Here is a 15,242-nt window from a genome sequence, read left to right as displayed (position 1 = left end):
CACTCCGTTCCCCGCTTCGTCAGATCGGGCGTTCGCCGCGGATGGTGACGCGGTAGCCGGAGCGCACGGCGGGGAAGTAGTCCCAGATCGCGTGGTGCTGCGTGCAGCGGTTGTCCCAGAAGGCGACGGAATGCGGGCGCCAGCGGAAGCGGCAGTGGAAATCCGGCCGCTGCACGTGCCGGAAGAGGAAGTCGAGCAACCCGATGCTCTCGCCCCGCGGCAGATCCGCGATGCGGACCGTGAACATCTCGTTAACGAACAGCGCCTTCCGCCCCGTCACGGGGTGCGTGCGGACGACGGGATGTTCCGCCGACGGGTACGAGCGACCCCCGTCGTCGCGCCCGATGAGGCGATTGACCTCCCGGTAGTACGGACCGCCGTCATGGACCGCCGTGAGGTCATCGAGCAGCGCCTTCATGCGGTCCGACAGCGCCTCGTACGCGGCGTACATGTTCGCGAACAGGGTGTCGCCGCCGCTCTCGGGCACCGTGTGCAGGCGCAGGATCGAACCCATCGGCGGCATGGGGTCGCACGACACATCCGAGTGCCAGCGCTCGCCGGTCGCCCGCACCGAGTTCTCGTCCGCATGGATCCGGAACACCTCCGGATGTCCCGCGATGCCCGGCTCGTTGGGGTGTTCGATGAGTTCCCCGAACCGGGCCCCCAGCGCCTTCTGGCTCTCGACGGAGATGTCCTGGTCCCGGAAAAAGAGGACGCAATGCGCCATCAACGCATCGCGGATGACCTCGAAACTGTCATCATCGAGGGCGGTGAGGTCCAGGCCGTCGACCTCGGCGCCGATGACGGGTGTCACGGGCCGGATATCCGGTGAGGTTCGCATGCCCGCGAATCTTGAACGGATCGGGCCCCGCAGCAACGCCGGGCCTCCGTCGAGCCGAAGGAGCTTGCCTGAGGCACGCGTGCCGTTTCATTTTTTCAGGTCGGATTGTGGGCGCGGTACCCCAGGAGGGTCTTGAATGAAGGGTCGTTGGCCAGCCCTGCTGTTTGCGATGGGCATCGCCCTCAACTGTGGGGGCGGCGGTTCGGGCGAGGGCCCGGTCGGTACGCCCATCGAGCCTCCTCCGCCTGCACCACCGCCGCCCCCGCCCGTCGGGCCGCCGCCGCCTCCGCCGCCTCCACCGCCGCCGCCGCCCAGAGTGGAGGTACCGTTCGGGTCGGACGCGAACTTCGACATCCTGGACGACACGTTCGTCGATCCCGACGGAAATCACGATCAGGAAGCCCAGGTGACGGTGAAGCGGCACGCGGTCATCACGTGGACGCAGAACGGCACGAACATCCACCGGGTGGAGTTCAGCAAGGTCCCAGAGGGCGCGAACGCGGTGGACAGCGACGATCTGCGGCCGGGTACGGTCTGGGATTATCGTCCCCGGGTCGAGGGCGAGTACGTGTTCTTCTGCCGCTACCACGAGTACATGATGGATGTGCGAATCATCGTGGAAAGCCCCTGACGGGAGCTTCCGCGACCCCGGTGCATATGTCTCCCGCATGTTGAATCGCACTCGCAAGGCGCTCGCCTTCACGGCCACGGGACTCCTGCTGGGCCTCGCCGCCTGTGGGGACGGTTCCGTCACGCCGCCGGTCCCGCCGCCGGTCCCGCCCGCGCCTCCGCCGGAACCGCCGCCCCCGCCGCCACCGTCTCCCGAGGTCGTGCGGGCGATGCTCATCGACACGGTGCGCCTGCTCGTGGACCACCGGAACCTCGACCCCCTCGAGCCGCCGCCCTCCGTGCGGCCGGAACTCGTCGAACTTGGACGCGTCCTGGCCTTCGACCGGATCCTGGGCGGGAACCGCGACATCTCCTGCATGACGTGCCACCTTCCCAGCTTCGCGATGGGGGACGGCCGGTCGCTCTCGGTCGGTGTCGGGGGACGGGGACTGGGTCCGAACCGGACGCACCCCGAGGGCGAGTTCATCCCGCGCAACTCGCCCGCGCTCTTCAACCTCCATCTCTCGACGCAGTTCTTCTGGGATGGATTCGTGGAGGAAACGGAGGACGGCTCCATCGCGACCGAGGCCGGGGATCAACTGACGCCCGGGATGCAAGCGGTGTTCGAGTTCGGCGCGCTCTCGGCGCAGCCCATGATTCCCGTGCTGCGGCGCAAGGAGATGCGCGGCTTCGGCGAGGATAACGAACTGGCGGCGCTGGAGGATGACGACTTCACCGGCGTGTGGGCGGCGCTCATGGCGCGGCTGGGAGAGATCGAGGCATACCGTGAGATGTTCGAGGCCGCGTACCCCGGCACGGCCTTCGACGACATGTCCTTCGCGCACGCGGCGAACGCGATCGCGGGCTTCTACGTGGCCGAACTCACCTTCATCGACACGCCGTGGGACCGGTTCCTGAGGGGGGACGACGACCAGCTCGGCGATTCGGCGCTGCGCGGCGCGAAGAGCTTCATGACGATCCGCTGCATGCTGTGTCACGAGACCGACCAGTTCGACGACCGCAACAACGAGCACCACAACGCGGCCATCCCGCAGATCGGACCCGGGCTGGGCGACGGGCCGGGCGGGAACGACGACTTCGGCCGCGAGCGCGTGACGGGAGACCCGGCGCACCGCCGCCTCTTCAAGACGCCGCCGATGCGGAACGTCGAACTCACGGGGCCGTACGGCCACGCCGGTCAATTCGCCACGCTGAAGGCGATCGTGGTCCACTACGACAGCATCGACAGCCGGCTCCGGGACTATGACGTATCGCAGGTGGATCCCGAACTGCGGAGTACGCTGCTCAACAACTTCGACGAGATCCTCGCGACGCGGGACACGGTCCTGATCCCGATCATCTTCGACGACGCGGAAGCGGACGACCTCGTCGCCTTCCTCGAGTCGCTGACGGACGACGCGGCGCGCGACCTGTCGCACCTGGCGCCGGCGTCCGTGCCCAGCGGACTGCCGATCGACAAGTAGGGAGCAGGCTGTGGCGACAGCCCCGGTGCGGTCGGGCGGTCAGCGGTCCGCGTCGAGAAGCGTCCGGAGCGTCCGCTCGAGTTCGCCGGCCTGAGCCTCGGGATCCGCGAGCGTCGGGTTCCGGACGAGCGCCAGATCTCCGGCGGCATCCACCACGAACAGCGCCGGAACCGAGGCGAGCTTGTAATCGGAGGCGATGCGCTCCGCGCGCAGGAGAAGAGGCGCGTCGAGTCCCCATTCCCGCACGATCGGGCCGGGATCGACCTCGGGGCTTTCCCACGCGTTGAGGTTGAGGAACCGGACGCGCTCCGACGCCCGCTGCTCCGGGAGGGCGGCGTACGCGGCCGCGAGGTCCCGGCACAGAGCGCACCAACTCGCCCCGAAACTCAGCACGACGATGTCCCCGCGCAGGTCCGAGAGGCGGAGGGGCGAGCCTGCATCCGTTTCGATCGTCCAGTCGGGCGCCGGAACGCCCGGTTCGATCCGCCGCGCGTCCTCATCGATGACCTCGCCGCCCTCGGGACCGAGAAGGTCCACGCGGATCGCGAGTTGGTCGGCCGTGATCGTCGGATCGACGAGCATGCTCCGGATCTCGAACGCGACGGCCCCGCTCCCGTCATCCGCCTCCCAGCGGAAGGCGCGGGGCAGGTGGTCCTCGACTCCGATGTGCCACCACACCCGCGCGGGGCCGAACTCGGTCGTCCTTCCGCGCAGCACGTCGCACAGGACGCCGCCGATCGTCTCCCGGCTCACGAGTTCCATGTCGCTCGCCAGTTCCGCCTGGAACGGCTGAGGTTCGGTGAACGCCGAGAGGACCGCGAAGGGCGCGTTGGCCACGAGATGGCCGGAGCCCCCCGAGATCGTCCCGTGACGGAACTGGCCCAGCGCCTCGTCACGGGCCGCGACGTAGTCGCCTCCCCCGGACACGATGAGCGCGGGTGCCTCGCCGGGCGCGTCGGTGGGTGCGTCGCCCGGCGACGGTTCGCCCGGTTGCGGAGCGGGGGTCCATGACGGGGACGGCCGAAGTTCGGCCCAGTAGATCGGGGGCTCGCCGGGGGCCCTGATCAGCCGCACCCTTCCGGTGTAGGCCCCCCCGGCGCTGCCGCTCCCCTCGTACGCGTACTCGTACGCGAGGCTCGAAAGTCGCTCGATGGCGGCGGCGGCATCGAGGAGCCGCTCCCGGCCCGTCGGCGCCGATTCGCACGACAGGCACAGGGCGGCCGCGACGCCGGCCGCCACCGCCGCGCGCAACGCTCGATTCGTCCTGTGTGACCTCATGTTTGCCATCCGCTCCCCGGCGCTCCGAAGTTGGATTCCATATGTCACGTCCGGCAGCCCGGGGCAAACTCCGGACCACGGCGATGGATGGTGGAGATGGAACCGACGAAGCGCGAATCGAACGAAACCGGCGAGATGACACCGGCGGGCGTCGACCGGCGGACGCTGCTCAAGCTGGGCGCGATGGGGGCGGGAGCCGCGGTCCTGGGTGCCTGCCGCGGGCCCGAGGCCGACGGTGCATCGGCACGGTCCGCGAGCGGCTTGGCGCGGTCCCGAAGCGGCGCCCCGGCGCCGGAGGCCCTCTTCTCCGCTGCCCCGATGGAGACGGTGCGGATCGGTTTCGTGGGGATCGGCGGCATGGGATCGGTCCACGTCCGCAATCTCCTCGACATGGAGGGCGTGGAACTCACGGCGCTCTGCGACATCCGGCCCGAGCACGCCGAGCGGGCCCGCGACTGGGTGCTCGAAGCCGGGGGCCCGGAGCCGACGCTCTACACGCGCGGGGAGACGGACTTCCTCCGCATGTGCGAATCGGAGGACATCGACCTCGTCTACACGGCCACGCCGTGGCGCTGGCACGTGCCCGTCTGCGTGGCCGCCATGGAGCACGGGAAGCACGCGGCGACGGAGGTTCCGGCGGCCTACACGATGGAGGACTGCTGGCGTCTCGTGGAGACCGCCGAGGGGACGCGTAGGCACTGCGTGATGATGGAGAACGTTAACTACGGCCGCTGGGAGATGCTCGTCTTCCACATGGCGCGGCTCGGGCTGTTCGGCGAGATCCTGCACGGCGAGGGCGGTTACCTGCACGACCTGCGCGCCATAAAGTTCGCCGACACCGGCGAGGGGTTGTGGCGGCGGGAGCACTCGAAGACGAGAGACGGCAACCTCTATCCCACGCACGGGCTCGGACCGATCGCCAACTGCATGGACATCAACCGGGGGGACCGCTTCGACTACGCGGTCTCGATGAGCGGGCCGTCGCGCGGGCTGCAGGACTTCGCGCGCGAACACTTCCCCGAGGGCGCGTCGGAGCGCCGGGAGACCTTCGCCCTCGGCGATGTGAACGTCACCCTCATCAAGACCGCCCTCGGCCGCACGATCTACGTCTCGCACGACACGAACCTCCCCCGCCCGTACTCGCGGATCCACCTCGTCCAGGGGACGCAGGGCCTCTTCCAGGGCTATCCCGAACGGGTGTACGTCGAGGGCCGCAGCGAGGGACACCGGTGGGATGAGGCGGAGGACTACCTGGAGGAGTTCGAGCACCCGCTGTGGCGCGAGATGGCCGGGGCCGGGGCGGGCCGCGGACACGGCAGCATGGATTACCTCGAGGACTACCGGCTCATCAAATGTCTGCGCGAGGGACTGCCCACCGACATGAACGTGTACGACGCGGCGGCGCTGTCGGCCGTGTGCGCGGTGAGCGAGGAGTCGGTGGCGGACCGCAGCCGGCCGGTCGACTTCCCCGACTTCACCCGCGGCCGGTGGGAGACGTGGCCGCAGCTCGGCGTCGTCGGGGCCTGACGAAGGCGCGGACGCGCCGTCCGCCCTTCGCGCTGCGGGTGCTCCGCGGTCTGGCCGTCCTCACCGCGCTCGGACTCGCCGGCGCGGCGGCCTGGACCGGGCTGCGCTCCGCCGGTTTCCGTTTCCGCTGGGATGTGGAACCACCGCCACCATCCACGGCCGAGGCGCCCGCCCTCCGCGAGGCCCCGCCGCCTTCGGAGCCGCCCTCCGCCGCGGCCGCGCCGGGAGAAGGCGAACCGGCCGACACTCCGCCCTCCGGGGGCGGTCCCCTGGCGAGCGGCCGGTACGAGCGGGTCGAGTTCGAGACCTACGCCGATGGCCGGCCCGTCGTCTCCAACACCCCGGTGGAGGCGGAGTGGCGGGAACAGGGCCTCGTAGTGTCCTTCGAATCCTACACGGCCGACGCTACCCGGCCTCACGTCCTGGACGCCCGCGGCTACCTGCCCCCGAACGCGTCGATGCACGCGCTGAGCTTCCCGCTGGCGGGAGACCGGGGTCTGGAGGTCGGCGTCATCCACCTCGATTTCCCCGGACGCCCCCGGAGCGTGACGTTCACGCTCTTCGGCCCCGATCTCATCGAAGCCTTCGAGGTGATCGCCTGGAGCGGCGGCGAACGCCTCTCCGCCTCGGCCCGGGCCCATGCCCCGGACCTGCGTTACGCCTCCGAGGACGATTCAGGGTCTGGGACGGCGACCTACAGCCCCGGCGGTCGCTCGCTCTTCCGGGCCGAACGCGTCCGCATCGAGGCTCCGCTCGGGGTCGATCGCATCTCGCTCGACGGCTGGGGTCCTCCGGGCCACGTGCTCCTCGTGGACCACCTCGAAATCGACCCCTGAAGCCCCTGACGGTCCGCGACCCCCACGCGCCATGCGCCGGGGCAGCCGGATCCGGTCAGTCGAAGCCCACCCGGGGGAGCGCCCGGAACAGCCCGACGGCGGCGGCGACGGCCACGAGTCCGAAGCCGACGGCGGCGGCCGGCCTCCCGTACAGCGCCATCCCCGTGCCGAAGAGCGCGGCGTACACGGTCACGCAGCCCAGGCCCCACGCGGCGAGACCCGCGGCCAGGCTCCCCGGCGCGTCCGGCTGCGTGTTCACGGCCCTCCGCCAGCCGCGGGCGAAGGGGCGGATGCGGTCGTAGAAGCCCTGCAGCGTCGCCGTGTCCGTGGGTCGGGTGAGGAACGTCACGAGGAGCCACACCGCCGTCGTCAGCACGACGCCCAGCAACAGGCTGACCGCCGGATCGAGCGCCGGCAGCCCCACGCGCTCGTGGAAGAGCGGGAACCAGAGCGCCACGCTCGCGGAAGCCGCCATGCCGGAGATCTCCGACCACGCGTTCACCCGCCACCAGAACCAGCGCAGGAGGAAGATCAGGCCGCTCCCGGCGTGCAGCAGCAGGATGAGTTCGAACGCCTGTTTCGCGCTGTCGAGAAAGAGTGCGAGGGCGGCGGAGAGGACGATCAGCACCCCGGTGGAGAGCCGCGCCACCCGCACGTAGTGGGCCTCGTCCCGCTCCGGGGCCACGAACCGGCGATAGAAGTCGTCGACGACGTAGGACGACCCCCAGTTCAGGTGCGTGGAGATGGTCGACATATACGCGGCCGCGAGCGAAGCGACGACGAGTCCCAGGAGTCCGTGCGGCAGGAAGACGAGCATCGCCGGGTAGGCGAGGTCGTGCCCCAGAAGGCTCGGATCGAGGTCGGGGAAGGCCGCCCCGATGGAGTCGAGCGTGGGATAGACGGCGATCGAGGCGAGGGCGACGAGAATCCACGGCCACGGCCGCAGCGAGTAGTGCGCGATGTTGAACCACAGCGTGGCGCGCATGGAGTCGCGCTCGTTGCGCGCCGCGAGCATCCGCTGCGCCGCGTACCCGCCTCCGCCCGGCTCCGCTCCGGGATACCAGCTCGCCCACCACTGCACCGCGATCGGGATGACGAACACCATCGCCGCCGTCCGCCAGTCCGAGAAGTCGGGCAGCAGCGACAGGTTCTGCGAGATCTCCGGGTGCGTGACGAGCCCGGCCAGGCCGCCGACCTCCGGCTGCGCGAGCGCGTACGAGGCCGCCGCGACGGCGCCGATCATGGCGACCGCGAACAGGAGGAGATCGGTGACGACCACGCCCCAGAGCCCGGACGTCGCGGAGTAGAGCGCCGCCACCGTGCCCGCGACGAGCACCGTCGTGTACTTGTCCGCCCCGAGCAGGACCCCCGAGATCTTGATTGCGGCGAGCGTGACGGTCGCCATGATGACGACGTTGAAGAAGACGCCCAGATAGAGAGCCCGGAAGCCGCGCAGGAAGGTCGCCGCCCGCCCGGAATAGCGGAGTTCATAGAAGCCGATATCCGTGAAGACGCCCGAGCGCCGCCACAGCTTCGCGTAGAAGAACGTCGTGCACATCGCCGTGATGAGGAACGCCCACCAACCCCAGTTCCGGCTCACGCCGCCGTTGCGGACGAGGTCCGTGACGAGGTTCGGGGTGTCGGTGGAGAAGGTCGTGGCGACCATCGACGTCCCCAGCAGCCACCAGGGCAGCTTCCGGCCCGCGAGGAAGAACTCGTTCGTGCCGGAGCCGGCGCGCCGGGCGAACCAGAGCCCGACGCCGAGGGCCACGGTCCCGTACGCGGCCAGGACGATCCAGTCGAGGCCGTTCAGTTGCACGGGATCACCGGCCGGCGTGGCTCAGCGGGCGTGCCTCGGCGGGCGCACATCGGCGGTCGCCGCGATCCGGCAGCGGGCCGCTACCATTCCCAGCCCGAGCGGTAGTCGGCCTTCACGTAGCGTTCGGGGATCGAGACGCCGTCGAGGATCTCGCCCGTCGCCGGATCGAGGCGGACTTCCCGGCCGCTTCGCACCGAGAGGTTGCCGAGGAGCACCATCTCCGTCAGCGGTCCCGCGTGTTCGACGAAGTTGGAGCCCGCGGGCGGCCCGTCCTTGCAGGCGGCGGCGAACTCCGCGTACACGCCGTCCGTACGCGGGTACTTCTCCGGCGGCGGGTCGGCCCGAATCTCGGCGTCCCGCTCCGTGTCGAGCAGCCGGGGGTTCTCGCCGTAGATCCCCGCGAACATCTTGCCGTCGGTCCCGATCCACAGTTGCCCGCTCGACTCGAAGGGCCAGCGCGCGTCGTCCGGCACTTCCTCGGGCCGGGGCGGCGAGAGGTTGCCGTCGCGCCACACCACCTTCACGGCCGGCCGGTCCCCCCGCGCGGGGAAGTCGTACTCGATGCGCGACGCCGCGGGCGCCGTCTCCGGGAACCGCGTCGTCGATTCCGCCGAGATCCGCTCCGGCGTGCCGAGGTCGAAGGTCCAGAAGGCGGCGTCCATCGCGTGGCACCCGATGTCGCCCAGCGCGCCGGTCCCGAAGTCCCACCAGCCGCGCCAGTTGAAGGGAGCGTAGGCCGGGTGGTAGGGGCGGTCGGCCGCGGGCCCGAGCCACAGGTCCCACTCCAGCCAGGGCGGGGCGTGGTGCGCCTCGGTCGGTCGCAGGATCGCCTGCGGCCAGATGGGTCGGTTCGTCCAGTACTCCACGCGCCGGATCTCGCCGATCGCGCCGGCCTCGTACCATTCGCGGATTTCCCGCGTCCCGTCCTGCGCGTGACCCTGGTTCCCCATCTGCGTGGCGACCCCCGCGCGTTCCGCGGCGGCGACGAGTTGGCGCACCTCCCAGATCGTGGTCGCGAGCGGCTTCTGAATGCGCGTGGGCTTGCCCAGTGAAAGGGCCATCATGCCGGCCGCAGTGTGCGTGTGATCCGGCGTGGAGATCAGGACCGCGTCGATGTTGTCGGCCTCTTCCGAGAGCATCGTGCGGAAGTCGCGGTAGCGTTTGGCCCGCGGGAAGGCGCTCCACGAGCCGGCCGCCTGGCGCTCGTCCACATCGCACAGGGCGTAGATGTTCTCGCCGACGCCCGCCATGCCGCGCACGTCGCCGCCTCCCATGCCGCCGACCCCGATGTGCGCCACGTTCAGCGTGTCGCTGGGCGCGCGGTGCCGGGGCCCGCCGAGCACATGCGCGGGTACGATGCTCAGGCCGAGGCCGGCCGCGCCCGAGGCCCGAACGAAGTCGCGCCGGGAGAAATCGTTCTTCAGCGTCATCTGCGCCTCACTCCGGGACAGGTCTGCGAAAGAAAGTCCGCCTGCATGGTCTCGCGCCGACGGCCACCGGTGTACACTAAGCCAGACCCAGGCGTTCGAGAACCTCCGGCGGCGGGCCGTCAAAGCGGGGCATGGGCCGGTTCCCCACGAAACCGAGGTCGGCCATCCCCTCCGCCGTCGTCCAGAACGCGGTCGACGTGAGATCCCGCACGCGGTCGAAGAAGCGGGCCGCGACCCGGTATTCCGGCGCCGCGTTCTCCGCCCAGCAGATGTCGTCGCAGATCGCGTGCTTCTGCTCGAGCGTGAGTTCGGTGAAGCGGCCCCCGAAACGTTCCGCCGATTCGATGTCCAGCCACACGAGCCCGCCGCGGACGAGCGTCAGATCGTCCCGGTTTCCGTCGTAGGGCGCGCTCACCCACTCGTCGATGAAGGCGTGCGCCCCGAGCGCCGCCGCGCCGGGGGAGTGGTCGTCCTCGGGGATGATGACGTCGCACAGGGAAGCGAGGGTGGCGAGTTCGTCCTCGGTCAGGACCAGGTCCCACCACACGACCGGCGAGACGAGGTCCGGGTCCGTCGGCGTGCCGGCGGCCCGGCGGTTGCCGCCGCTCGTGGCGCCGGAGAAGGCGGTCGCATCCTCGGCGCCGGGAACCGCGGATTCACCGCCGTCGGCGCACGCCCCCGCGGAGATGGTGGCCGCGCCCGCCGCCCCGGCCGCGAGCACCTGGAGCGCCCGGCGCCGGGTCAGTCCCTCGGTCGCCTCCGGTTCCCGTTCGCGGTCCCGCGCCCGTTCGCGTGGGTGGTCCGCCATCAGAGCGCTCCCTGCCGAAGTTGATCCACGAGGTACTCGGAAGACCGCCAGGCGATCGCCATGATGGAGAGCGTGGGGTTCTTGTCCGCGTTGGAGACGAACGGCCCACCGTCCATCACGAACAGATTCGGGACCTCCCACGACTGACAGTACTGGTTGAGCACGGAGTTCTCCGGCCGGTCTCCCATCCGCACGCCGCCCACCTCGTGGATGATCTGGCCCGGCGCCAGGATCGCGCGGGCGCCATCCGTCTGCACCGTCGAGAGCACGCGCCCGCCCATCTCCTCGATGATCCCGGCGAACGTCTGCTGCATGTGACGGGCCTGGTTGAGTTCGTGGTCGGACCACTTCCAGTGGAACCGGAGCACGGGGATGCCCCATTGATCGACGACCTCCGGGTCGATCTCGCAGTAGCAGTCGTCGTTGGGGATCATCTCGCCGCGGCCGTCGAAGTAGGTGAACGAACCGTAGTAGCGGCGGCATTCCTCCTTGAAGCGCTGTCCGTAGGCGCCCTCGGTGAGCGGCTCGATGCCGCTGAACGCGCCGTAACCCGGCATCCGCTGCCCGCCGCCGAACTCGATGTGGTAGCCGCGGGCGAAATCGAGGCGCCCGGCCGCCTGCTCCCCGTACAGCCACCACGGCATGTACATGTGCATCGCCGAGGCCCCTTCCTCGGCGTGCCGCGGCAGGTACTCGAGCGCGGGAATCTGGCCGGAGACGCCGGCGCCCACGGTGTCCATGATGTACTTGCCGACGAGTCCGCTCCCGTTGGCGAGGCCATCGGGGAAGAGCGAACTGCGGGAGTTGAGGAGGATGCGGGCGGACTCGAGGGCGCTGGCCGCGAGGATGACGACGGGAGCCGCGGCATGGCGGTCGGCGCGCGCCTGCTTGTCCACGTAGTGGACCCCGTTCGCCCGTCCCTGCGCATCGAGCGTCACCTCGCGCACCATGGCGTCGGTGATCGTCGTGAGGTTGCCGGTCGCCTGCGCCGGCGGCAGGCAGACGGTCGTCGACTGGAAGTTGGCCTTGATCGAGCAGCCCCGTCCGCATGGCGTCGCCCAGTAGCAGGGCGCGCGGCCGCGCATGGCGTCGCGCGTCACGCGTTGGGCCAGGGCGTTCCCCGGCCACAGCATCCGCGACAGGCCTTCCGCGTCCTGCGCTTCGGTGAGGATCGCGATGTGCGCGGGCACGACGGGGATCCCGAGACCCCCGCACGCCTTCTTCGCGAGCAGTTCGTAGGCGCGCGGCGCGGGCGGCGGCTGGAGGATTCCATCGGAGGAGTCGGGCGTGTTCTCGAGCCCCTCGCTCGAGCCGTAGATGCCGACGAAGGCCTCGGTCCGGTCGTACCATGGCGCGAGGTCGTCGTACGTCATCGGCCAGTCGAACCCGAGCCCGTCCCGGCTGTAGGGCTTGAAGTCGTACGGCCCCATGCGGAGGGAGATGCGGCCCCAGTGGTTCGTCCGCCCCCCGAGCATGCGGGCCCGCCACCACATGAAGTTGACCCCTTCGGCGTTCGTGTAGGGTTCGCCGGGGACGCGCCAGCCGCCGTCCACCGTCGCGTCGTAGAAGCCGAACGGCTTGTCGGCGGTCCCCGCGGCGCGGAGCGGCGCGTCGGCGGGGAGCTGGAACATCGGGGTCTCCGACACCGGATCGTAGTCCCGCCCCGCCTCGAGGAGCAGGACCCGGAGGCCGTGGCAGGCGAGCACGTAGGCGGCCATGCCGCCCCCCGCGCCGGAGCCGACGATGATGACGTCGTGGGCGTCCTGGCTGCGCCGCCTTAACGCGGGCGCCGAGGCGGCTGTTGTCGGACGCGGGCGTGATGAAGGCATGGCCCGACGATGAGCGCGGAGGGCGCCGGTGGTCAACGGGTCGTCTTGCCGCGTCCGACCGGCGCACAAACCTTCAGCGCCACCGGAGCGGAAACTCGATGGGAGGCGAGATGCACGGACGAGCCGTCGCGGGGCTCATGGTCACGGTGGCGCTGACGGCGGCGGCGGGCCGACCGGCCGCGGCACAGTCGCTCACGGACCTCGTGTCGGAACTGTTCGTGTTCGGGCAGTGCGGCGTGCCTCTGTGCCTCGACCCGGACTTCGAGGAGACCGGGATCTTCAATACGGAGCACGGCCGGCACTTCCTGCGCGAGCGGGTCCCGCGAAACGACGCGCTCATCCTCTCCTTCCAGGGGGGCATCGCCGCCGTGGTCGGGAGCCTTCCCCCGACGGCGATGTCGGGCGGCCGCATCTGGTCGGACGAAGAGCGGAGCGCGTCGTTCGGGCCGATCTTCGCGGAACGGGCGGAGACCCTCGGGATGGGGCGGTTCTTCCTCGGCCTCGAAGCGACCGCCTTCCAGGTCACGAACTTCAGCGGCGTGCCCACGGACAACCTCGTTTTGAACTTCTTCCACGAGGATTCGAACGTGGCCCTGGGTCCGGACCCCGGGCTCGGCCTGCCCTTCTTCGAGCGCGATGTGCTCAGGGTGCGGACGAACCTCGACCTCGATTACACGGTGGCCACGGCGGTCCTGAGCGCCGGCCTGGCGTCCTTCCTCGACGTGGGGTTCGCGGTGCCGGTCGTGCGGGCCAATCTGAGGGGGACGGCACACGCTCAGATTCTGCCGCTCGGCAACGCGCTCGCGCACCGTTTCGGCGGCACGCCCGCCGCGCCGGTCCTCGAAGCGCGCAACTCCGTGAGAGGGTCGGCGACGGGAATCGGCGATATCTCCGCCCGCGTGAAGGTCAACCTCACGAGCGGGACGACCGTGGGCCGTGCGCCCCCGCCCGTGAGCATGGCGCTCCTGGCGGACGTCACCTTCCCCACGGGCCAGGAGGAAGATCTGCTCGGCCTGGGCGAGGGGCGTGGCCGCGCCGTGGCGATTCTCTCCCTCAATCGGGGACGGTTCTCGCCCCATGTGAACGCCGGCTATCTCCTGCGCGAGGGCAACCTGCGCGACCGGAACTTCGACCGGGACGCGGTGCTCGCGACAGTGGGATTCGATGCCCAGGCGTCCGACGTCCTCACGGTGGCCGCCGACCTCATCACTCGCTGGGAACTGGCGGATCCGGAGCATCCGCTGCCGGGTCCCGTCACCTTCGTCGGCAACCCGGCGCTCACGGTCGAGTCGTCATCCCTCCCGGACGTCGGTCACCATTTCATCGACCTCGCCGTGGGGCTCAAATACATGCTCGGCCGAGACATGATTCTCGCCACGAACGCCTTGCTCCCGATCCAGGCGGCCGGTCTGCGGCCGGACATCCTGTGGACGCTGGGGATCCAGGGCACGTTCAGGTAGGGCACGTTCAGGTAATGGTCGAAGACCGAATCACATAGTCCCTCGCGTGGAGGTGTCGATGTTCTTCTTGCCACGAACGGGATCGGCCCGCCGGCGCCCAGTCGCGCCGATGCCGGCCGCCGTCGCCGCAGCGCTCGCCGCGGGAGCGCTGGTCGCCGGCGCCCTCAGCGCCCAGACCCCGCCGCGGGCGCGGGACCTCGGGATCCCCTTCCCGGGGGAGCCCGGAGCCTGGAACGCGATCACCGATGTGGCCGGCGTTCGGGTCGGGCACGCGACGATCATCGAAGGCGAAGGAGCGCTCGTCGTCGGGGAGGGTCCCGTGCGCACGGGCGTGACCGCCGTGCTCCCGCGCACGGAGAGCTACGAACCCGTCTTCGCCGGCTGGTACTCGCTGAACGGGAACGGCGAGATGACGGGGACGACCTGGGTCGAGGAATCGGGCTTCCTCGAAGGTCCGGTGATGATCACCAACACCCACAGCGTGGGAGATGTCCACCAGGCGGTCATCGAGTGGTCGCGGGATGCGGAGGCGAACCATCCCATCGCGCCGGGCATCTGGTGGAGCCTGCCGCTGGTGGCGGAGACCTGGGACGGGCGGCTCAACGACATCAACGGCTTCCACGTCGGCAAGGAGCACGTGTTCGCGGCGATCGAGAGCGCCGCCGCGGGCTCCGTCACGGAAGGGTCGGTCGGTGGCGGGACCGGCATGGTCTGCAATTCGTTCAAGGGCGGGATCGGGACCTCGTCCCGGCTCGTGGGGGACTACACCGTCGGCGTGCTCGTGCAGTGCAACTACGGGCGCCGGCCGGAGTTGCTGATCGCGGGCGTGCCGGTCGGACAGGAACTCCTCGGCTGGACGCCGCCCGGCGGCGCGGGGGGTGCGGCGGACGCGGGCGCGTTCGACGGTCTCGGTTCGATCATCGTCGTCATCGCGACGGACGCTCCGCTGCTGCCGCACCAGTTGAAGCGGCTCGCGCGCCGGGCGCCGATCGGGATCGGGCGCATGGGGGGGTACGGGGCGAACAGTTCCGGCGACATCTTCATCGCCTTCTCGACGGCCAACGGCGGGGCGTGGAACCGGGGCGAGAACTCGACCGTCGAGATGATGTCGAACGACGCCATTTCGCCGCTGTTGCTCGCGACGGCCCAGGCCACGGAGGAGGCGATCACGAACGCGATGGTTGCGGGCCGGACCATGGTGGGGCGGGACGGGAACATGGTGCCCGGGCTCCCTCACGACGAAGTCCGGCGCATTCTCGCCGCGCATAACCGCCTGGAGAGGCCGTAGTGGCCGGGCCGAGGCGAAACGGAAGACGGGGTT

12 protein-coding genes are annotated in these 15,242 nt (G+C 70.2%); 6 read left to right on the top strand and 6 right to left on the bottom strand.

Translation table 11 applies throughout. The features are described 5' to 3' along the window. Nucleotides 1-19 precede the first annotated feature (19 nt). Nucleotides 20-841 (bottom strand): TauD/TfdA family dioxygenase, encoded by an 822-nt coding sequence (locus OXN85_14560; GenBank protein ID MCY3601186.1) that lies wholly within the window; start codon nt 839-841, stop codon nt 20-22. A 136-nt stretch (nt 842-977) separates the two neighbouring features. Between OXN85_14560 and OXN85_14555 the strand changes: the two genes are divergently transcribed. Beyond that, nucleotides 978-1,472 carry a hypothetical protein gene (locus tag OXN85_14555; protein MCY3601185.1) on the top strand — a complete coding sequence of 165 codons (495 nt, stop codon included), beginning with the start codon at nt 978-980 and terminating at the stop codon, nt 1,470-1,472. Nucleotides 1,473-1,509: 37 nt separating this feature from the next. Further along, on the top strand, nt 1,510-2,934 hold the full coding sequence (locus OXN85_14550; protein MCY3601184.1) for a cytochrome-c peroxidase: 1,425 nt from the start codon (nt 1,510-1,512) through the stop codon (nt 2,932-2,934). 39 nt (nt 2,935-2,973) lie between these two features. On the opposite strand, the gene OXN85_14545 is transcribed toward OXN85_14550, so the two are convergent. Continuing rightward, nucleotides 2,974-4,212 (bottom strand): TlpA disulfide reductase family protein, encoded by a 1,239-nt coding sequence (locus OXN85_14545; GenBank protein ID MCY3601183.1) that lies wholly within the window; start codon nt 4,210-4,212, stop codon nt 2,974-2,976. Nucleotides 4,213-4,308: 96 nt separating this feature from the next. Between OXN85_14545 and OXN85_14540 the strand changes: the two genes are divergently transcribed. Both OXN85_14540 and OXN85_14535 read left to right on the top strand, forming a co-directional pair. Then, entirely contained in the window at nt 4,309-5,739 is a 1,431-nt protein-coding gene (locus tag OXN85_14540; protein MCY3601182.1) for a Gfo/Idh/MocA family oxidoreductase, read from the top strand. After that, the gene (locus tag OXN85_14535) at nt 5,709-6,575 is read left to right on the top strand and encodes a hypothetical protein (GenBank protein MCY3601181.1); all 867 of its coding nucleotides are present in this window, start codon (nt 5,709-5,711) and stop codon (nt 6,573-6,575) included. Before OXN85_14540 ends, OXN85_14535 begins: the two co-directional genes overlap by 31 nt. A 55-nt stretch (nt 6,576-6,630) precedes the next feature. On the opposite strand, the gene OXN85_14530 is transcribed toward OXN85_14535, so the two are convergent. The 4 genes from OXN85_14530 to OXN85_14515 all read right to left on the bottom strand — a co-directional run bounded on the left by OXN85_14530 (nt 6,631) and on the right by OXN85_14515 (nt 12,461). Further along, the gene (locus tag OXN85_14530; protein ID MCY3601180.1) at nt 6,631-8,394 is read right to left on the bottom strand and encodes a Na+:solute symporter; all 1,764 of its coding nucleotides are present in this window, start codon (nt 8,392-8,394) and stop codon (nt 6,631-6,633) included. 80 nt (nt 8,395-8,474) lie between these two features. Beyond that, the gene (locus OXN85_14525) at nt 8,475-9,824 is read right to left on the bottom strand and encodes a Gfo/Idh/MocA family oxidoreductase (GenBank protein ID MCY3601179.1); all 1,350 of its coding nucleotides are present in this window, start codon (nt 9,822-9,824) and stop codon (nt 8,475-8,477) included. Nucleotides 9,825-9,900: 76 nt separating this feature from the next. Further along, nucleotides 9,901-10,632: a gluconate 2-dehydrogenase subunit 3 family protein gene (locus OXN85_14520; GenBank protein ID MCY3601178.1), complete on the bottom strand. Its 732-nt coding sequence runs from the start codon at nt 10,630-10,632 to the stop codon at nt 9,901-9,903. After that, the gene (locus OXN85_14515; protein MCY3601177.1) at nt 10,632-12,461 is read right to left on the bottom strand and encodes a GMC family oxidoreductase; all 1,830 of its coding nucleotides are present in this window, start codon (nt 12,459-12,461) and stop codon (nt 10,632-10,634) included. Before OXN85_14515 ends, OXN85_14520 begins: the two co-directional genes overlap by 1 nt. A gap of 110 nt (nt 12,462-12,571) precedes the next feature. On the opposite strand from OXN85_14515, the gene OXN85_14510 reads away from it, so the two are divergent. Further along, nucleotides 12,572-13,921 (top strand): hypothetical protein, encoded by a 1,350-nt coding sequence (locus OXN85_14510; GenBank protein MCY3601176.1) that lies wholly within the window; start codon nt 12,572-12,574, stop codon nt 13,919-13,921. A gap of 109 nt (nt 13,922-14,030) precedes the next feature. Further along, on the top strand, nt 14,031-15,209 hold the full coding sequence (locus tag OXN85_14505) for a P1 family peptidase (GenBank protein ID MCY3601175.1): 1,179 nt from the start codon (nt 14,031-14,033) through the stop codon (nt 15,207-15,209). Nucleotides 15,210-15,242: the final 33 nt, after the last annotated feature.

The sequence above is a fragment of the Candidatus Palauibacter australiensis genome (assembly GCA_026705295.1).
Classification (GTDB): Bacteria; Gemmatimonadota; Gemmatimonadetes; order Palauibacterales; family Palauibacteraceae; genus Palauibacter; species Palauibacter australiensis.
The sequence above is the reverse complement of the archived record's forward strand: the minus strand, read 5'-3'. Positions and strand labels throughout refer to the sequence as shown.